We start from the raw sequence: 19,919 nt of genomic DNA on the forward strand, positions 1-19,919 counted from the left end.
GCTAGATTTAATAACACCCAACGGCAAGGGTGAATGCCAAGTCACAAAAGGGGTAGCCATAACTTTTCACTGGGTCTTATAATCAACTAACCAAGTCACCTTTTAGTCACTAAAAAGTGGCTAAAAAAGTGATTAATTAGGACAATTGGCATGGAAGAACAACGCATCAATCTAAATGGCAAAAACGCGAAATACTATAACATTAAAAACCCCACCGCCAGCCAGACTGCCCATTTTTACGGCGGTAACGGCTTTGCCTTAGGCGTCTATGAGCCACTCTTGAACGATTTATCGCAACATCTTAACATCACCGCGCTAACCATGCGGGGTGAATGGTACGATAAACCGACCGAAACCGCGTTGACGCGGGAACAAGACGCCGATATCTTGATTGAGTTCTTGCAAGCCACCCTAGCAGAGCGAGACGGCAAGCCCGTCATCGGTATCGGGCATTCACAAGGGGCAACTGCCACCACCATGGCGGCTGCCAAACGCCCAGATTTGTTTAGCGCGCTTTATTTGCTTGAGCCTGTCACCTTTACCAACCAGCAAGGCAAGCTTTATAGCCTGGTGCCACGCATGGTGAAAATGACCCGAGAACCCTTTAAAAGCACCCAAGTCAAACAAGCCGACTGGCAAAGTGTGGATGCGTATTATCAATTTCTTCGCCGTCATAAAGCGTACAAACGTATCAGTGATGAACACCTTTTAACCTATGCCAAAAATAGTTTAGAGGCAGGTGAGCAGGGTAAACTCACGTTACGTTTTTCACCCAAGCAAGAACTCGCCAATTATTTTGGTACACCACTGATTATGAACCCATTACAACAGCTTATTGCCGACAACAAAGTGCCTGTGCAGTTAATCATCGGTAAGCCGTCGATGTTTATCAGTCAACAAGTTCGCCAAATGTGGGATAAATTCGTGCCCAATGAGCAAATGACGGTGCTCAATGACTATGGACATTTACTGCCACTTGAAGCACCAGAACTATGCGCTAAGCTCATTTTTCAAAAGCTGAAGTTGACAAGCTAACATGACATTATTTGCCGCCAATCCCAATGAGAATTTATTGCCATACGATGGCATTGTCAATGATTTTGGGCAGGTTTTTGACAGCCCCGCTGATGAGCCCAATGCGCTTTATCGGCATTTTTTAACGCAGTTACCTTGGCAGCATGACGTTGTCACAATTTTTGGCAAAACCCATGTCACCCACCGCCAAATCGTGTGGATGAGTGAAAACGACTATCACTATTCTGGACAACGCAAGACGGCAACGCCTTGGACAGCGGATGTTTGGGCATTAAAACAGCACATAGAATTGCTACTGGCTGAGCAACATATGAGTGCAAATTTTAACGCCTGTTTGTTTAATTATTACCCCACAGGCGATGATGGTATGGGCTACCATGCCGATAATGAAAGCGAACTGGGCAATGAACCCATTATCGCGTCTGTCTCGTTAGGGGCAACCCGTAAATTTGTATTCAAGCACCGCATCACCAAGGAAAAAGTCGAGATTCCCTTGCAAAATGGACAGCTAATTGTCATGCGCGGCCAAACCCAACGTCATTGGCTGCACAGCCTGCCTAAAACCAAAAAAGTAACGGAAGGTAGAATTAACCTGACTTTCCGTCATATAGCGAATTAAATATCATTTAGCTATCGAGAAGCGCCTGCGCCGCAGCAATATCGAGGGTACCTTCATAAATGGCACGCCCTGTGATGATACCTTCAAGATAATCACTGTAGGGTTTTAGATTTTCGATGTCTTGTAAATCCGTCACCCCACCTGAGGCAATCACCGGAATACCACCTTCTTTTGCCAAGTTGACCGTTTGCTCGACATTGACGCCTTGCATCATGCCATCACGCGCAATATCAGTATAGACGATAGAAGATACGCCTGCATCGGCAAAGCGTTTTGCCAAATCCACCGCTTTGACATCGGTCACATTTGCCCAGCCATGCGTCGCTACCATACCATCTTTGGCATCAATACCTACAATGATATGACCGGCAAATTCTTGACACGCTTTTTCAACAAATTCAGGTTGTTCGACTGCTTTGGTACCGATAATAATATAGGTCAAACCCGCTTCTAGATAATGACGGATGGTGTCAAGGCTACGGATACCGCCACCGAGTTGAATGGGTAAATTTGGGTAGGCTTTAGCAATCGCGGTGACGACGTCTTTATGCACCGGTACGCCATCGAAAGCGCCGTTTAAATCCACCAAATGCAGGCGTCGAGCGCCTTCTTTTACCCAGCGGCTTGCCATTGCGACAGGGTCGTCACTAAATACGGTATCGTCTTCCATACGCCCTTGTTTTAGGCGGACACATTTGCCGTCTTTTAGGTCAATGGCAGGGATAATTAAAGTGGGCGTAGTTGATAACGTCGTCATGGGGGTGTCCTGTTGTCAGTTGGCGCAAAGGTGAGCTAGGTTGGTCAAAATGCGTGTCGCTAGAATTTGGCGATAATTTTACCGTATAATGCCAAATAAGGTTAAGATATTTTGCATGTGGGTATTAGCATAACAGGGGAAGGAAAATGTTATACGTGGTGATAGCAGGGATTTTTATATTAGGGTATATGGCGATTGCCTTTGAGCACAACATCCATGTCAACAAAGCTGCCAGCGCACTACTGACTGCGATTGCGTTATGGGTACTGCTGACCTTTGGTATCGATACGCTTGTTGCTAACCATTCGGTGACCGCCAGTCTTGCCAATCATCAAGATTCTTTGCATTTTGTCGGTGAGCAGTTACGTGAGCATTTGGCAGAAATCGCCGAGATTTTGTTCTTCTTGATGGGGGCGATGGCGATTGTTGAACTGATTGATGCGCATGATGGCTTTCGAGTGATTACCGATAAAATCCATACCAAAAATGCCAGTAAGTTACTCGCCATTATTACGATTATCACCTTTTTTCTCTCATCGTTACTCGACAATTTAACCACCACCATTGTGATGGTATCACTGGTGTCAAAAATCATCGATGACCAAAAAATGCGATGGTATTTTGCAGGTCTTATTGTGATTGCGGCAAATGCCGGCGGCGCTTGGTCACCTGTGGGTGATGTCACTACCACCATGCTATGGATTGGCGGGCAAATTACCGCAACGGGCATTATGGCAAATGTGTTTATCCCAAGTATCGTATGTACGTTAATCCCCATGGGTTTGGTGATGATGCAGCTAAAGGGGCAAACCGTGACCGCGCCTGTACTGCCAAGCGGACAAGAATCTGACAGTGAATTGGCTAGTATGCCTATAGAGCAGCGTATCGAAAGCCTACGTGCTACCATCAAATCAAACGCCCAAGACAGCATCAGTCATAAAACGCGCCTGACAGTGTTACTGCTAGGCTTGGGTGCATTGGCATTTGTGCCAATTTTTAAAACCATTACCCATTTGCCCCCTTATGTGGGCGTGTTGTTTGGCTTGGCTGTACTGTGGATGGTCACTGAAATCATGCACCGTCACCAAGATAATTATATCCGTGAGCGTATAGGGGTTGAAGGCGTATTAAGCCGGATTGATATTCCCAGTATTTTATTTTTTCTCGGTATTTTATTGGCGGTGGCGGCGCTTGCCACTGCGGGCATACTCGGTGACGTAGCAAAATGGTTGGATGCCACTTTTGGGAATGTATATGTCATCAATGTCATGATTGGCTTGTTATCCTCAATCGTGGACAACGTGCCACTGGTGGCAGGGGCAATGAATATGTATCCGCTGACCACCGATGCCAGTATCGCGCAAGCGGCGGCAGGTGAGGCAGCGCGCCTTGAGCTGTTTCGTCAAGATGGCATGTTTTGGGAGTTTTTGGCTTATTGTGCGGGGACAGGCGGTAGCTGTTTGATTATCGGCTCAGCCGCGGGCGTGGCTGCGATGGGTATGGAGAAAATCCCGTTTATGTGGTACATGAAAAAAATCACTTGGCTTGCACTGATAGGCTATCTGGTCGGGGCAGGGGTGTATGTGCTGATTGAAACCATGATTCGATAATACGATAATTGGCTATTGACATAATAGGCTATTCAATCATTAAACAAGGCGCAAATAAGCGCCTTTTTTTATGCACTGGTTTTATGGAGTTTTATGGACTGGTGAGCAATGGCATCGCTTCAATGTGATTAAACTTGCGCTAAATATAAAAAGTCAAAATTTACCCCAAAAAGCTATTGATTTTGATAAAAATATGCTAAACTATTGCCCTTTTTGGTGTACCTAAACTTTGCTAAAACTGTATTTATGCCGTTTTTTCAATTGTTTGGGTCTTTTAGGCTCTAACCACTGAACTAGATTCAATTGATTGCATTCACAGAGAGAACATTATGGTAGTTATCCGTTTACAACGCGGTGGTGCGAAAAAACGCCCATTTTATCAAATCGTGGTAACCGACTCACGCAATGCCCGTGACGGTCGTTACATCGAAAACATCGGGTTCTTTAACCCACTAGCGCAAGGTCAAGAAGTGCCAGTACGCATCAACGCTGACGCTTACCAAGCATGGATCAACAAAGGCGCACAACCTTCTGACCGTGTTGCCGCTTTATTTAAAGCAGCTAGCAAAGCACAAGCAACTGCTTAATTTTTTATAAAAATTAAGTACAGCGGACTTTAATATGGCAAAACAACCGACAGACTTGCATACCAATGAGGCTAACGCATCGCTGTTTAAAATCGGCGAGCTAAAAAAGCCTTATGGCATTCATGGCTGGTTATGGGTATTTAGCTTTACTGAAGACCGTGAAGCGATATTTCATATGCAGCCTTGGGTCATCAATACTGCCATGGGTCAAAAGACCTTAACGGTAAAAAACTGGCGACAACAAGGTAAAGGCTACGTGGTACAACTTAACGAAGTACCCGACCGCAATATCGCAGAAACTATGTTTGGCGTGAGCCTTTGGGCAGAAAAAGACAATCTGTCTGAGCTTGCAGAAGACGAATATTATTGGTCAGATTTGATTGGTTTGACGGTGATTAGCCAGTCAGAAAATGTCATTTTAGGACGTGTAAAAGAGCTGTTTGAAACAGGGGCCCATGCCATTATGGTAGTCGAGCCGACTGCTGATAGTGTGGATGGCGAAGAACGACTGATTCCTTGGCACAAACAGACCATTGGCGAGGTGAATTTAACCAAGCAAACCCTGATGGTTGATTGGGGCAGTGATTATTAAACAGTGATTATTAAACGTTGATAACTAGCATTGATGATTAACATTTGCGTATTTATCCTTGATGAGTGCCTAGCATTTATTCGATGTGAGTTTGTCAATCAACAAGGCGTTGTTAATGCCAAGCTAGAGTGAGTGTAGCGTATGTTTTTTGCGGTAATAACCATTTTGCCCGAAATGTTTGCTAGTATTACTGATTTTGGCATCACTGGGCGGGCGCTGGCTCGCAAGCAAGCGGAAATCTTGCTGATTAACCCAAGAGACTTTACCACAGACAATTATCGTCGTATCGATGAGCGTCCGTTTGGTGGGGGTCCTGGCATGGTGATGATGGCAGAGCCGTTACAAAAAGCCATCGACTACGCCAAAACGCAAGCCAATGCGCGTGGTAAAAGCTGTCCTGTGGTGTATTTATCGCCACAAGGCAAGACACTGAGCGAAAGCAGAGTGCTTGATTTTTGCCAATATGACGGCTTGATTTTATTATGCGGTCGTTATGAAGGCATCGATGAAAGACTACTGAGTCAGTATGTCGATATCGAGTGCTCAATTGGTGATTACGTGCTGACAGGCGGCGAATTGCCCGCGATGGTGTTGATGGATAGTGTGATACGCCGATTGCCCAATGTGATGGGCGATGATTTATCGGCGCAGCAAGACTCCTTCGTGGATGGTTTGCTCGATTGTCCACAGTATACCAAACCGACTGAATTTCAAGGCATCAAAGTGCCTGACGTGCTGTTGTCAGGACATCATGCCAATGTCGCCAAGTGGCGATTTATTCAGCAGGCAACACGCACCCAGTTAAGACGTCCTGATTTGTGGCAAGCCTTTGTGCCAACCAAACAGCAACAAAAATGGCTGACAGAAGCAGCGCAATCTGCTAAAGACAGCAACCCAGATTCATCCACTTGACGGATGCCCTAATCGTGTCGATTGCTATCAAGGCACATAAAATTAGCGGGGAGTATGCGCATTTGCTGACGCCAACTAACTTTAGTCAGCTTAGCCTCTGTCCCCAGTGAGAGGAGAAAATCTCATGAGTAACAAACATCCTTTGGTTCAACAAATCGAAAATAGCCAGCTTAAGCAAGACGTACCAAGTTTTGGTCCTGGTGACACTGTTGTCGTACAAGTAAAAGTGCGTGAAGGCGACCGTGAGCGTCTACAAGCATTTGAAGGTGTTGTTATCGCTAAACGTAACCGCGGCTTAAACTCTGCGTTTACCGTACGTAAAATCTCTAGCGGTGTAGGTGTTGAACGTGCGTTCCAAACCCATTCACCACAAATTGCAAAAATTGAAGTAAAACGTCGTGGTGATGTACGCCGTGCCAAACTTTACTACCTACGTGACCGTTCTGGTAAATCAGCACGTATCCGTGAAAAACTGTCAGTGCGTAAAGAAGAAGCGCAAGCTTAAGGCTTTAACTGCGTTATTTATTATCTGCCTAAATGGGTTAAACTTTGATTGTCAGGGTTTAATCAACACCAAAAAAGCAAAAACCCCAAATAAATCTATTTGGGGTTTTTTGTTGGCTAACTTTATCCGTTATCCGTTTATTGGTGGGCTAGTCATGATTAATTAAGCTATGCTCTTTGGTATCTTTCATACGTGCATAAACAATCAATGAAATCCCAATCATAATCGTCACATACAAGAAAAACCATTCTTCATGACCTGCTTGCTTGAAGGATAGTGCCACATACTCGGCTGTACCGCCAAACAAAGTATTAGCAATGGCATAGGGTAACGCCACGCCCAACGCACGAATATGCGCAGGGAACATTTCAGCTTTAACGACCGCATTAATTGACGTATAGCCTGTGACAATTATCAAACCAAACAAACATAACGCAAACGCCATCCACGGGTCTGTCGTGCCTGCCAAGGTGCTAAAAATAAAGTAAGTAAATAACACCCCCATCACACCAAATCCTATCATCAGCGGTTTACGCCCGATTCTATCGGATAATGCCCCAGCGACAGGTTGCAAGAGCATAAAAATAAATAACGCAATAGCGGTGATTTGGGTGGCTGACTCTTTACTAAACCCTGACGTATTGACCAAGAATTTTTGCAAATAAGTGGTGTAAGCATAAAATGCCAACGTACCGCCTGCCGTCAATCCAATGACAGTAAATGCCGCTTTGGGGTGTTCTTTAAATAAAGCCAATGCGCCGGATTTTTTTTGCGAACTACTGGTATCAACTTTATTAAAGGATTCTGTCTCAAGCAAGCCACGGCGAATATAAAATACAAAAAACGCCAACAAAGCCCCAATGACAAACGGAATCCGCCAGCCCCAAGCTTTGAGCTCAGCAGGGGTTAAAACTTGCTGTAGAATAATCAGAAGCACTAGCGCAATTAACTGCCCAGAAATCAGCGTAACATATTGAAAACTGGAAAAAAATCCGCGCTTGTCTTTACCCGCCATCTCGCTGAGGTAAGTGGCACTTGCCCCATATTCACCGCCTACGCTGATACCTTGAATTAAACGAGCAGTCACCAACATAATTGGGGCAAAAATTCCAATACTGTCATAACCAGGTGTCACTGCAATCATCAGTGAGCCTAAGCACATTAATGTTACCGATAGTGTAAGACCTGCTTTACGACCTTTCTTGTCCGCATAAACGCCCATTATCCATGCACCAATCGGTCGCATGACAAAACCCACCGCAAAAATCGCTGCGGCACTCAGCAATTGAGCGGTTTGGTTGCCTTTTGGAAAAAATACAGGGGCAAAATATAAGGTAAAAGCTGCATACGCATACCAGTCGTACCATTCGACCATGTTACCCGCTGAACCGCCTAAAATAGATTTTAATCGTGTTTTTTGGTCAATAGTTTCAATCGATTGAGACATTGAAAATCCTTGTCAAAGACTTGTTGAATACATGCTAAAGGTTATTTTTGCGCTGTCCAGCCTTTGGGGCGTTCGTAGTCTTCATTATCCAAAAATTTATTGCGCTGCTCGGTAATAAATTTTTTGGCTTCTGGGTCAATCATACTTAAGTGATTTTCATTGATGAGCATGGTTTGGTGCTCTAGCCATTCGTTCCACGCTTTGGCAGACACGGTGTTTTGCAATTCTTCGCCAAGCTTATTAGGAAACGGCGGTTTTGGCATTTTGGGTAGCTTTTGTTTGTATTTACGGCACATGACCATGTGGTCAGCGGGGTTATAAGTTTCCATTTGTTATCCTTTTAATAGTTGCTAGTCTGTGTCGCTTGCATCGGCGTAAATCCACGCCGTAGCGCCACTGTCAAAGTGACCTTCCACTCGTGCGTAGGCATCGACTTCGTAACGGTCGGCTTGGGCAAGCTCATCATCGGTAATGTCAAAAATCACACCTGCCACTTTATCAGCTGGGTTATTGGTTTTAAGTAGTATCGGATGAAAACGTTTGCCACTTTTGGCGAGCACATCTTCATCGGTGATTTCGATTTCACCCAACTGGTAGCCAATGAGCTGGTCTTTACTACCCACCAGTGTACGCCCAAAGGTGGCAAGCTGTACATTTTCTTGTTGTAATGTGCCATACGAGAACAGTTTTGGCATATTAATGACCTAATTGTTCGATACGCTGACGCCCACGTTCAATCGCCATTTTGACTTGATTAGGCGCTGTACCGCCGATGTGGTTACGGGCATTGAGCGAGCCTTCAAGGGTCAGATATTCAAATACATCCTCACCAATCAAATCACTAAAGCCTTGAAGCTCATCGAGCGATAATTCACTCAAATCTACGCCTTTTTGCACACCTAACGCTACTGCTTTACCCACTACTTCATGCGCGTCGCGGAAGGCTAAGCCTTTACGCACTAGATAATCCGCCAAATCGGTGGCGGTCGCATACCCTTTCATGGTCGCGGCACGCATATTTTCTTTGTTTGGAATCAAGTTTGGCAGCATATCAGCAAATGCAAGGAGTGAGCCTGTTAAAGTATCTACCACGTCAAATAACGGCTCTTTATCTTCTTGGTTATCTTTGTTGTAAGCCAGCGGTTGGTTTTTCATCAAGGTCAATAGGGTAATCATATCGCCAAATACGCGTGCAGCTTTACCTCGTACCAGCTCTGGCACATCGGGATTTTTCTTTTGTGGCATAATCGATGAGCCTGTGCAAAAACGATCGGGGACGACCACAAACCCAAATTGCGCTGACATCCACAAGATGATTTCTTCACTCATACGTGACAAGTGCATCATTAACAGGCTTGCGCTACTGGCAAATTCAATGGCAAAATCACGGTCGGATACGGCATCTAGTGAGTTTTGACAAATCCCTTCAAAACCCAAAAGCTCGGCAGTAAATTCCCGCTCAATCGGATAAGTCGTACCTGCCAGCGCTGCGGCGCCTAGGGGCATTTGGTTGATACGTTTTCGACCATCAATCAAGCGCTCGCTATCACGCATTAGCATCTCAAACCATGCCATCACATGATGACCAAAACTGACAGGCTGCGCGGTCTGCAGATGGGTAAAGCCTGGCATGATAGTGTCGGTATGCTGGCTTGCCAAATCAAGTAAGCCCGTTTGTAGACGTTTTAACAATCCTAAAATAATATCGGTTTGGTCACGCAGATATAAACGAATATCGGTTGCGACTTGGTCATTACGGCTACGTCCCGTATGCAGTTTTTTGCCGACATCACCAATAATAGCGGTCAGACGAGATTCCACATTCATGTGCACGTCTTCAAGCGCCACCGACCACACAAATTTGCCATCGGCGATTTCTTGTTTGATTTGGGTCAAACCGCCAACGATTTGGTCTTTGTCCGCCTCGGTAATAATCCCCGCTTTGGCAAGCATGGTGGCATGAGCAATCGAGCCTGCGATGTCTTGATTGGCAAAACGTTGGTCAAATCCGACAGACGCGGTAAATTCAGCGACAAAACTGTCGGTGGCTTCGCTAAAACGTCCACCCCACATACTAGATGTGCTAGAATCAGCGGAAATTTGATTGCTCATAATACGTCCATTTTTTGTGTAAGTTTGAAAGGAATAAAGACAATGAGATTGCTAGAGCTGCTAATTCCCTCTGCAAAATCTAGGGCTAGTATAGCAAAAACTGAGGATACCTCACAAATTTCACTCAAGCGGATTAAAGAGCCGCTGACGAGCACTTTTTTCCTGCCCAATCTGAGCGAAAAACAGACCATTAAACTGTGGGCAAGCTATATCGCGTTTTTTTCACTGGTTTCGATTTTAACCTATTTAACTTTTACCAATGATATCAGTTTGATTATCCGCCATAGCATTGAAACGGTGGTGATTACTATCTTAACTGTGACGGGTGAAATGGTTTTTGTGGCGAATTCTGCCAAAAAATTCAAAGAATTTAATTGGCGTTCAAAACAAATTACCGCCTATCTGCTATCGACTTCGTTTATTATTGTGCCGGTACTGAGCTTGCTAGGTCGGTTGATTTTATTCTTTACGCTCGGCTATGAAGTCAGTTTAAATGCGCTGATACTAGAAACCATTGCGAATACTTTGTTTGCTTTTTTGATGATAGCGGTGCTGCTCACTTATTTTGAGATACAGTACCAAAATATTCGCCGCGTTGAACTGCGTACCCAACAAAAACTCATCGAACAAAACGAGCAGTTAAAGGCGCGTATTACCCCGCATTTTTTCTTTAATTTACTCAATACTATGCAGTACTTGATAGAAACCGATCCGTATGAAGCAGAGAGAATGATTCGTCATATCTCAAATCTGTATCGGGTGAGCTTTGATGAAACGCGTGAGATTGCGCTCCTTGATGAGATGGAGCTATGCGAAAGCTATTTGAGCATCGAAAAATACCGTTTTGATAAAAAGCTGAAAGTAACTTGGCAGTTGCCCGATGAAGATTTGCTCTATGATATGGTGATTACCTCGCTGTCGCTGCAAATGGTGATTGAAAAACTGATCGTACTGATTGTTGAAAACAGCACCGACCCCATTCACATTACTATCAGTATCGATTGGCAAAATGATGTTGTCAAAATTGATATCGAAATTGAGCTGCCAGCCACGACGTATCAGCTGATTTGTCACGATATTCACCAAAAACTGCAGTTTAACAGTCAACTGGCAATTTTACGTCAGTACTTTGGTAATGAAGCCAGCATTCACTTTGAATTATCTGGACATTTATTAGTGACTCAAATTCGCTATCCTCTCAAAGATGTCGCGGCTTTTTAGCCCAGTCATTTTGTTAGTCGGAATTGGCATAAAAAAGTCACCAATCTGACGCGGCATTTCACATTTTATCTAACAAACTATGGTATATTAATTTGCGTCTACTTAAAACAATGCGTTTATTAGTTTATCTAATCAGTTAAGCGCTATTTTATGAGTGTTTGATTGCTCACCAAGCGGTTTTGTTGGATTTGGCATTAGATTGTGAAGAAAGTAAGACTTGTAGGGTCAAATACAGGTGTTTTTGACCTCAAAGTAGCAAAGGAGTAAACAATGAGAGTTGTGATCTGTGATGATGAGCCACTGGCCCGAGAGAGGCTAACGCGCATCGTAAGAGAAGAAGGACATGAGGTTGTTGCACAGGCAGCCACAGGTATTGAGGCCATTGCAAAAGTCAAAGAAACCGCACCCGATGTAATTTTGTTAGACATTCGCATGCCAGAAATGGATGGTATCCGCTGCGCCAAAGAGCTCAATGAACTTAACAATCCACCAGCCATTATTTTTGTGACCGCGTACGACCATTATGCGATTGCTGCATTCAAAGCACACGCGATTGGCTATTTGCTAAAGCCTGCTAACAAAGAAGAGTTGTTACAGGTATTATCGAGAGCGTCATTGCTTAGTAATGCCCAGCTCAATGAAATCAGCCGATTAGAAGACCCGTTAGCACAGTCCAATCGTCAGCATATTGCGGCGCGTACCCATCGCGGGGTAGAGCTGATTGCGCTGCAAGATATCTATTACTTTACAGCCGACCAAAAATACGTGCAAATCCGTCATAAAGGCGGCACGGTTTTAATTGATGAAACCCTCAAAGAGCTTGAACAAGAATTTGGGGATGCATTCTTTCGTATCCATCGCAATGCGTTAATCAATGTTAACTATCTAGAAATGCTTGAAGCGATTGACCAAGGTCAGTACCAAGTACGTTTCAAAGGTTTACCTGACAAGCTTGCTGTTAGCCGCCGTCATTTGCCATTACTAAGGGATAAAATCCAATCAATGTAGTGTATGTAGTGTCGTCTTTCGTATGTTTCCGTATGCTTTAGCGAGCAGTCAGAGAAATTATCCTGACATTTTGCTATACTGATGGCTAACTCGCTGAATTAATGACAGATACCCATCTGGCAAATGCCTAGCTTAGAGAGTTAGGCATTTTTATTGCTTGCTAAAAAAGATACTGCTATGACTACGTTAACCACTTTAAATATCGCCACTCGCCAAAGCCCACTTGCATTGTGGCAAGCCGAACACATCCAAGCGCGGTTGCAAGCGCTGTACCCAAGCCTGACCGTCAATCTAGTACCGATGGTCACCAAAGGTGACAAAATCCTAGATACCCCGCTAGCGAAAATCGGCGGAAAAGGTCTGTTTGTCAAAGAGCTTGAGCAAGCCTTGTATGAAAAACGTGCCGATATCGCCGTGCATTCGCTCAAAGACGTACCCATGGTGCTCCCTGAAGGTCTGACACTTGGCGCTTATTGTGAGCGTGAGCAGCCAACCGATGCCTTTATATCAAATCACTATGCGAGTCTAGATGCGTTGCCACAAGGGGCTAAACTTGGTACATCAAGTTTACGCCGTCAATGCCAAATCCAGCAATATCGTCCTGACTTAGAGATTATCAGCTTACGCGGTAATGTAGGCACACGCTTATCCAAGCTAGATGCAGGTGAGTATGATGCCATTATTTTGGCAACCAGTGGCTTGACGCGTTTGGGGCTTACCGATCGTATCCGCCATGAACTTGATACGCATATCAGCCTGCCAGCAGTCGGGCAAGGTGCGCTTGCCATTGAATGCCGAAGTGATGATGCTGATGTACTGGCACTATTAAAACCGTTCAATGACGAGCCAAGCCGTCTATGCGTGATGGCAGAACGCGCCATGAATCGTCATTTGCAGGGTGGTTGCCAAGTACCGATTGCAGGCTTTGCTACCATTCAAGATGGACAAATTTATTTACAGGGTCGGGTCGGCAGTGTAGATGGTAAAACCTTGTTAAAAGCTGAGCATCATAACGCGTTAGTTGATGATGCACGCGAGTCTGAACAAATTGCTGAAGCCATGGGCGTGGTGGTGGCTGAAGCGCTCATTGCACAAGGTGCGGACAAAATCTTGGCGCAGATTTATCAAGACGGCTGATATTGAGATCTTCATACCCATGCAATTTATCAATACCAGACCTGATCGGCGAGCTAAGGCACTAAGCCTATTTTTGCGCCAGCATGGCGTTAGAGTGATTGACCTGCCGTTGTTGACGTTGGTAGAAAAGCCGTTAACAGTGGCAGGGCGGGCAGTTTTACAATCGATTGACCGCTATCAAGTGGTGGTGCTAGTCAGTGAAGCGGCAGTAAAGTATGGCTTAGCGAGGCTTGTCACCTTGGTCAAGCTAACGGAGTTATCCAAAGAGATTACATGGGTTGCGGTGGGTGACAAAACCGCAAATTACTTTAACCAGACCTGGCAGCAGCTCACAGAGTTGCCAGCGCCTACGGTTATCTTTCCCAGTGAAAAAAGGGCGCAAAACAATGAAGGGCTATTGAATTTGCCGGTAATCAAAGCGCTTGGCAAAGGCGATTATTTGCAGGTATGGCGCGGCATCGGCGGGCGAGAATTATTGGCAGATACATTGACGGCAAGAGGTGTGCAAGTGCATTTGCTAAACTTGTACCAACGGGTTTTACCAAGCACAACCACCCAAGCATTCGCAGTTTGGCAACAAACGCAGAGCCATAACCAACCCATCGTTGTACTCATCTCAAGTTTGACCGCCTGGCAAAACTGGCAACAACTAACAGCAGGCACTGAAATGGCTGCCAGCTGTTATTATTTGGTATTGCAGTCGCGTATTGCAGAGCAAATGTTATTACAGCAGGCCAGTCTTAACATAACCATCATCCCCGACTTACTACCTGCGACAATTTTACAAGCTTTAACCACTCACCAATAGCTGCATGGCTTTTGGTTTTGCTAAGCTGTTTTGCGCTGAATCATCTACCCATGACAGCGTTTGCAGCGCTTGTTGCAATTTTTTAGTCAATTTTTCATGTTGCTCGGCGTTCAACGAAATCGTTAAGGGGGTCAAAAACCAATGAAAATGGGTAAGGCTATGTTTGACAGTATCAGTGCTATCTAAGTTAACCTGCTCGATATTTAGCAGTTGCTCAGCTTGTAAGAACTCAAAGATAATCTGCTCAGCGGTGTTGTATTCTGCTTCAAACGTCGCCTCTTGCTGCCAGGTTGCCAGTAGCGGCGCGCCTGTATTTTTTGCCCCCGGGTGTTTTTTGACAAAGGCCAATGGTAAACACCACAGTCCGCCCCAAATCCCATTATCAGGACGTTGTAGCCACAAGGTTTTGTCATCACAAACCAGTTTTAATGCTAGCGAAAACTTAGACGGATTGGGCGATTTTTTACTTTTTACCGGATAAAAACTTTGCTTACCTTGGGCATTTGCCACGCAGTCGGCTTGCACGGGACACAGTAGGCAGGCAGGTTTCGCTTTGGTGCATAGCGTCGCCCCCATATCCATCATCGCTTGGGCATAGTGCCCGCTATCACGGTTCGGTGTTAGACGCTCGGCAAGTTGCCAAAGCGCTTTGGTTGTGGGAGTTTTGGTGATATCACCGTCAATGCCAGCCCAGCGGGTCAACACACGTTTGACATTACCATCGCAAATTACCCCTCTGTCACCGCCATATTGGTCAGCTCTGACACCCATCGCCACAATTGCGCCCGCCGTAGATTGACCCACGCCTGAAATCTGCTCCCAGTGGGCAACCGTTTGCGGAAATTTGCCAGTTTGCTCGATGATATCCACCAGCTGCTTGGCACCTTTATGCAGATTGCGCGCACGTGCATAGTAACCCAGCCCTGCCCAGTGCTCAGCGACTTGATCCCAAGATGCGTTTGCCAAATCCTGCACCGTGGGAAAACTTGTCATAAAGCGCTCAAAATAAGGAATCACCGTCGCCACTTGGGTCTGCTGTAGCATAACCTCAGATAACCACACCGGATAGGGGTCTGGCGTGTCAAGCTGATGCTGCTGCCACGGCAAATCATGACGCCCGCTATGGTCAAACCAGGTCAAAATACGCGGTGCAAAACTATCAAGCTCCGCTTCGGTATGCGCTTTGGTATGATTGTGGCTTAAGTGCTGATTAGGACTTTGCATTGTTGAGGGGTTTGTATTCGGATGTGCGTTCAAAATTCACCATCGGGTTACTATCGTGATAGCTATATAAGACTTTCTAGTTGGGATTCAATAGTGACTGACAACAGACTTAACAAAGCTGGACTCAAACTGGGACGTAGGCATCAAAAAAGCAATATCATGATGGATATTGCTTTTGGGGCTAACGATGCAACGGCTGTATGTTATACAAGATTGTCTTGCATAAACGCAATCATTTCATCCCAGCTGGCTTTTGCGGCATCGGCATCATAGCCCAAATCCACGCCGTTCTCTTCGGCGCGTTTGTCAGCATTAGGATTGGTAAAGCCGTGTTTGGCGCCTTCGTATACATCGACTGTGTATTCAACATCGGCGTTATCCAGCTCTTTTTTTAACCCTTCAATCGCATCCATTGACACCATGCTATCGGCTTCACCATGTGCCACCAATACTTTGGCGGTGAATTTGCCTTTTTGTGCCGGTTGTTTTGGGGTAGGGTTGCCGTGGAAAGTCGCCACTGCTTTAAGCGGGAAACCTTCACGCGCCATGTCTAGGGCGATTTTGCCGCCAAAGCAAAAACCAATCGCGCCCAGACGGTTTGTATCAACAGCTTCAAGGTCGGTAAAGTCATCCATAATGAGTTTACAACGCGCCATCAGCATGTCTTGGTCAGCGAGCATTTGGCTCATCCATTCATTGGCTTGGGCGGCATCTGTAGTCAGTTTACCTTCGCCATACACATCCATGGCGACGGCAGCAAAACCCGCTTCGGCTAAACGCTCAGTGACTTTTTGTGGGTGCTCAACAACGCCCCACCATTCAGGCGCCACCAAAATCGCTGGGGCAGGATTGTCGTGGCTAGCTGATTCTGGTAGACAGACATAGCTTTTGAGCTCCACGCCATCGGTGGTGGTAGATTCGAGTTGTAAAATTTGAATTGGCATCATAAATCCTTATGTTATGGTAAATGATATGATTGGTTGCTATTGTTATAAGACACTGGCGTTATAAAAACGCTGGATTCATACGCTAATGAGAGCGTGGCAAGTCAGTGCAACGGTTAATACAGGCACTACTGTATACTGAAATCATCGCATTTTCCGTTATAATACTGTCACTGTTTTATACAAGCCAAAAGTTGGAAACATAATGAGCCAATCTGTTACCTTACGCCCGCAATTTTGGGAGCGATTTTCGTTAGAACAATTGACCCAAGCTGAATGGGAAGCCTTATGCGATGGCTGTGGGGCTTGTTGTTTGATTAAATTTAAAGACGATGACACCGATGAAGTTGAATACAGTGATGTCGCCTGTCGACTGCTTGATTGTGCCACAGGGGCTTGCCAGCATTATCCAACAAGGCGCGACTATGTGCCCGACTGCATCAGTCTAACCATCGATAACATTGGCGAGATGTACTGGCTACCGGCAAGCTGTGCCTACAAGCGCTTGTACTACGGGCAACCACTGCCAAGCTGGCATTTATTACTTACTGAGGATGCCGCCGTGACACAAACCATGATGCGGCAAAAAAATATCAGTGTGGCGGGGCGCTGTCAGTCTGAAACAGAAGTTTCTGAGCTAGAGCAGGAAGAACGGGTGATTCATTGGATTCGCCAATAGTGCTTGTTTATCCGAGGCTTTACGAACACTGAACAAGCTGATGGGTCAGTAAAATCAGCCAATAAATACAATAAAATTAAGAAAAATACCATTGCAATCATCATGGGCTTAAGGTAAGGTAAAAAAATCTTTCGCCATATGAGGGTCTCGTCGGCTATGTCAGACGACAATTCGAGTTCACACCTGTCAAACAAAACACAAGGCAGTAGCTGGTCACGCGGTCTGAAACGCTGGCTATCCACCGCCCCTGAAACCCGTGATGAACTAGTCAAATTGGTACATGATTCGCGTCGATTTTTGGCGCCCGACACCGTCGATATGTTAGAGGGTGTCTTAGATTTACCCGCCATTCAAGTGCGAGAAATCATGACCCCTGTCAGCCACGTTGCAGGCATCACCCAGCACCAAAACTTGCAAGACATCATGTCGCTCTATATGGAAACCGCCCACTCGCGTTATCCTGTATTTACCGATGACAATAAAGACACGGTAATGGGTATCTTACTTGCCAAAGATTTGATTCCGTTTTTGGTCGCCAAGGCGCAAGGTCAAAATATTGACCATTTTAATCTTGAAGCGATTGTACGCCAGCCAATTTATATCAGTGAAACTGCGCGCTCTGACAACCTACTGCGTCTTTTTCAAAAAAACCAAATTCATATGGCAATCGTCATTGATGAGTTTGGGGTGGCAGCAGGCGTGGTGACGATGGAAGACTTACTCGAAGAAATTGTCGGTGATATCATCGATGAGCATGACGACATCGAAGAAGATACCGATATCAATCATATAGTGCCCGTGCCCAACCAGCCTGATACATGGATTGTGCAATCTATTACCTCAGTCTCAGACTGTAATGAACAGCTAGGTACCCATTTTGATAGTGAGGATGTCGCTAGTATGGGCGGACTGGTCATGCAAGAGCTTGGCGAAGTCAATGAAGTGCTGGGTCAAACGGTCTTTATTGATGATTGTCGTTTGACAGTATTGTCAGCAGATGGTCGATTTATCCAAGAAATTGAACTGGTTAAAGGGTATAATCAGCTCGACGATTAGTCCAATTACTTATGTTTGCAAAACCGTTTAACCCTAAAGGCAATACTCGCCAATGCGTCTTACTACCCAGTCCCTAAAAAAGCAACTTTCTGTACAATCTCATCACGATAGTGGCAAATCTGCAAATACCAAACAGCCCCTGTTACCCAAACTGGTGCTGGCTTGGCTTGCGGGTGCGGCATTTATCTTTGCGTTAGCGCCTTATGATTTTTGGCTAGTGGCACTGTTATCGCCACTGGTGTTGTATTGGCTATTATTGCCCACAATGTCAAATTGGCGGGCGTTTTGGCTCGGTGAAATGTATGGCATGGGATTGTGGAGCGTGGGTGCGTTTTGGTTGTTTACCTCGATTCATACCTATGGTGATACCCCTACCTTGTTAGCCTTGCTGATGATTGGTTTTGTTGGCTTGGGGATGGGATTGTTTCATGGTGCCTTGGCGGTCATTTTTAACCGCTTTGTGGCAAAACAGCCGCTAAGCTTTGCGTCATTATGGGTGGTACAAGAGTGGCTAAAAACCTGGCTATTTACAGGTTTTCCTTGGCTATTTGTGGGCTATGCTTATACAGCGCAACCTTGGCTGACGAGCCTTGCGCCAATTTTTGGGGTGTTGGCGCTGAGCTTTGTATCGGTGTTTGTCTCAGCCAGTCTGGTGGAAGCGGCGCGAAAAAAATACCGTTTTTTAATTCCCTCGTCTTTGATGTTACTGGCAAGCGTGGCGCTGTGGCTTATTGCCCCGCAATGGACGACCCCCAAAGGCACACCAAATCTGAAAGTCTCCTTAGTACAAGGCAATATTCCGCAGGACTTAAAATGGCTGCAAGAATACCAAATCCAAACGCTGGGTATCTATGCAGGTTTAAGTAAAACGGAATGGGGTCAAGACATTATCTTGTGGCCAGAGTCGTCAATTCCGATGTTTCAAACCGACGCCATGCCCTTTATCAGTCAAATTGCTGCCCAAGCCCGCGAAAGCAATACCGCATGGCTCACCGGTATTCCGTATGTGGATGTCAATGAATACGACCCAAAAGTTGATAAATACGAGCCATTTTACAACAGTGTAATTGCTTTGGGCGCCGATGCCAAAGGCTTATACAAGAAGCAAAATTTGGTACCCGTGGGCGAATATATCCCGTTTGAAGGTATGTTAGATTGGGCATTACCAAACTTGATGGGCGGCACCATGAGTTTTCGCAGTGGTTCTGCGCACCAAGCCCCCTTGCAAGTCAAAAACCACCCAGTTGGGGTGGCAATTTGTTATGAAGTCGCCTATCCTGATACCACCCGCCGCAATGCCAAAAATACTGACTTTTTATTGACCGTATCCAATGATGCTTGGTTTGGCACATCGGCAGGTCCATTGCAGCATCTACAAATGGTGCAAATGCGCTCGATTGAAACCGGTCGCTGGTTTATGCGCGCGACCAATACTGGCGTGACCGCCATTATCAATGATAAAGGCAACATTGTTGCCAAAGCGCCAGCCTTTGAGCGCACGGTGTTACGGGGTGAGATCCAATCGCGCGTTGGTAATACACCATTTATGCGCTGGGGTAGTTATCCTATTTTGGCACTGGCAGCGCTATTGCTACTGATTAGTTGGCTGATTCGTAAAACACGTTAAAAACCTTAGATGCAGTAAGGTTTTGTCACCAATTGCAAA

The 19,919-nt window shown here is 45.5% G+C and carries 21 protein-coding genes; 14 read left to right on the forward strand and 7 right to left on the reverse strand.

Going from position 1 to position 19,919, the window contains the following annotated elements; translation table 11 throughout:
• Positions 1–150: 150 nt before the first annotated feature.
• Both RTJ53_RS04965 and RTJ53_RS04970 read left to right on the forward strand, forming a co-directional pair.
• A complete protein-coding gene (locus RTJ53_RS04965; RefSeq protein WP_312276106.1) occupies positions 151–1,035 on the forward strand; it encodes an alpha/beta fold hydrolase in 885 nt (294 codons plus the stop codon).
• A 1-nt stretch (position 1,036) separates the two neighbouring features.
• On the forward strand, positions 1,037–1,654 hold the full coding sequence (locus tag RTJ53_RS04970; protein ID WP_312276107.1) for an alpha-ketoglutarate-dependent dioxygenase AlkB family protein: 618 nt from the start codon (positions 1,037–1,039) through the stop codon (positions 1,652–1,654).
• A gap of 7 nt (positions 1,655–1,661) precedes the next feature.
• Here RTJ53_RS04970 and hisA read toward each other — a convergent pair whose 3' ends face one another.
• Positions 1,662–2,411: a 1-(5-phosphoribosyl)-5-[(5-phosphoribosylamino)methylideneamino]imidazole-4-carboxamide isomerase gene (gene hisA, locus RTJ53_RS04975; RefSeq protein ID WP_312276108.1), complete on the reverse strand. Its 750-nt coding sequence runs from the start codon at positions 2,409–2,411 to the stop codon at positions 1,662–1,664.
• A 146-nt stretch (positions 2,412–2,557) separates the two neighbouring features.
• Between hisA and nhaD the strand changes: the two genes are divergently transcribed.
• The 5 genes from nhaD (at position 2,558) to rplS (ending at position 6,617) form a co-directional block, all read left to right on the forward strand.
• On the forward strand, positions 2,558–4,021 hold the full coding sequence (gene nhaD / locus RTJ53_RS04980) for a sodium:proton antiporter NhaD (protein WP_312276109.1): 1,464 nt from the start codon (positions 2,558–2,560) through the stop codon (positions 4,019–4,021).
• A gap of 329 nt (positions 4,022–4,350) precedes the next feature.
• Entirely contained in the window at positions 4,351–4,608 is a 258-nt protein-coding gene (gene rpsP, locus RTJ53_RS04985; protein WP_128681602.1) for a 30S ribosomal protein S16, read from the forward strand.
• 34 nt (positions 4,609–4,642) lie between these two features.
• Complete coding sequence (gene rimM / locus RTJ53_RS04990) at positions 4,643–5,200, forward strand: ribosome maturation factor RimM (RefSeq protein WP_312276110.1); 558 nt, start codon at positions 4,643–4,645, stop codon at positions 5,198–5,200.
• Between the two features lie 141 nt (positions 5,201–5,341).
• Positions 5,342–6,112 (forward strand): tRNA (guanosine(37)-N1)-methyltransferase TrmD, encoded by a 771-nt coding sequence (trmD, locus tag RTJ53_RS04995; RefSeq protein WP_312276111.1) that lies wholly within the window; start codon positions 5,342–5,344, stop codon positions 6,110–6,112.
• Between the two features lie 124 nt (positions 6,113–6,236).
• Positions 6,237–6,617 carry a 50S ribosomal protein L19 gene (gene rplS, locus RTJ53_RS05000; protein WP_007115984.1) on the forward strand — a complete coding sequence of 127 codons (381 nt, stop codon included), beginning with the start codon at positions 6,237–6,239 and terminating at the stop codon, positions 6,615–6,617.
• 148 nt (positions 6,618–6,765) lie between these two features.
• On the opposite strand, the gene RTJ53_RS05005 is transcribed toward rplS, so the two are convergent.
• From RTJ53_RS05005 to argH, 4 genes are read right to left on the reverse strand one after another with little or no spacing between them, the layout of a single operon-like run.
• Positions 6,766–8,064, reverse strand: coding sequence for an MFS transporter (locus RTJ53_RS05005; protein ID WP_312276112.1), 1,299 nt, complete (start codon positions 8,062–8,064; stop codon positions 6,766–6,768).
• 41 nt (positions 8,065–8,105) lie between these two features.
• On the reverse strand, positions 8,106–8,393 hold the full coding sequence (locus tag RTJ53_RS05010; protein WP_007115982.1) for an oxidative damage protection protein: 288 nt from the start codon (positions 8,391–8,393) through the stop codon (positions 8,106–8,108).
• Positions 8,394–8,414: 21 nt separating this feature from the next.
• Entirely contained in the window at positions 8,415–8,759 is a 345-nt protein-coding gene (locus RTJ53_RS05015) for a gamma-glutamylcyclotransferase family protein (protein ID WP_312276113.1), read from the reverse strand.
• Between the two features lies 1 nt (position 8,760).
• Entirely contained in the window at positions 8,761–10,137 is a 1,377-nt protein-coding gene (argH, locus tag RTJ53_RS05020) for an argininosuccinate lyase (RefSeq protein ID WP_178097440.1), read from the reverse strand.
• An 81-nt stretch (positions 10,138–10,218) separates the two neighbouring features.
• Here argH and RTJ53_RS05025 point away from each other — a divergent pair, with 81 nt between their 5' ends.
• The 4 genes from RTJ53_RS05025 (at position 10,219) to RTJ53_RS05040 (ending at position 14,350) form a co-directional block, all read left to right on the forward strand.
• On the forward strand, positions 10,219–11,397 hold the full coding sequence (locus RTJ53_RS05025; RefSeq protein WP_312276114.1) for a sensor histidine kinase: 1,179 nt from the start codon (positions 10,219–10,221) through the stop codon (positions 11,395–11,397).
• A gap of 270 nt (positions 11,398–11,667) precedes the next feature.
• A complete protein-coding gene (locus tag RTJ53_RS05030; RefSeq protein ID WP_036604038.1) occupies positions 11,668–12,405 on the forward strand; it encodes a LytR/AlgR family response regulator transcription factor in 738 nt (245 codons plus the stop codon).
• A gap of 177 nt (positions 12,406–12,582) precedes the next feature.
• On the forward strand, positions 12,583–13,542 hold the full coding sequence (hemC, locus tag RTJ53_RS05035; RefSeq protein ID WP_312276115.1) for a hydroxymethylbilane synthase: 960 nt from the start codon (positions 12,583–12,585) through the stop codon (positions 13,540–13,542).
• 19 nt (positions 13,543–13,561) lie between these two features.
• Entirely contained in the window at positions 13,562–14,350 is a 789-nt protein-coding gene (locus tag RTJ53_RS05040; protein WP_312276116.1) for a uroporphyrinogen-III synthase, read from the forward strand.
• Here the strand turns inward: RTJ53_RS05040 and mutY are convergent.
• Positions 14,333–15,574, reverse strand: a complete 1,242-nt coding sequence (mutY, locus tag RTJ53_RS05045) for an A/G-specific adenine glycosylase (protein ID WP_312276117.1) — start codon at positions 15,572–15,574, stop codon at positions 14,333–14,335. The genes RTJ53_RS05040 and mutY overlap by 18 nt on opposite strands.
• A 203-nt stretch (positions 15,575–15,777) precedes the next feature.
• Positions 15,778–16,518 carry a dienelactone hydrolase family protein gene (locus RTJ53_RS05050; protein ID WP_007115153.1) on the reverse strand — a complete coding sequence of 247 codons (741 nt, stop codon included), beginning with the start codon at positions 16,516–16,518 and terminating at the stop codon, positions 15,778–15,780.
• Positions 16,519–16,723: 205 nt separating this feature from the next.
• On the opposite strand from RTJ53_RS05050, the gene RTJ53_RS05055 reads away from it, so the two are divergent.
• The 3 genes from RTJ53_RS05055 (at position 16,724) to lnt (ending at position 19,880) form a co-directional block, all read left to right on the forward strand.
• Positions 16,724–17,197, forward strand: a complete 474-nt coding sequence (locus RTJ53_RS05055) for a YcgN family cysteine cluster protein (protein WP_312276118.1) — start codon at positions 16,724–16,726, stop codon at positions 17,195–17,197.
• 156 nt (positions 17,198–17,353) lie between these two features.
• Entirely contained in the window at positions 17,354–18,253 is a 900-nt protein-coding gene (locus RTJ53_RS05060; protein ID WP_312276119.1) for a CBS domain-containing protein, read from the forward strand.
• Positions 18,254–18,305: 52 nt separating this feature from the next.
• Positions 18,306–19,880 carry an apolipoprotein N-acyltransferase gene (lnt, locus tag RTJ53_RS05065; protein ID WP_312276120.1) on the forward strand — a complete coding sequence of 525 codons (1,575 nt, stop codon included), beginning with the start codon at positions 18,306–18,308 and terminating at the stop codon, positions 19,878–19,880.
• The last annotated feature ends 39 nt before the right edge of the window (positions 19,881–19,919 follow it).

The organism is Moraxella sp. CTOTU46711, assembly GCF_031975715.1.
GTDB lineage: Bacteria > Pseudomonadota > Gammaproteobacteria > Pseudomonadales > Moraxellaceae > Faucicola.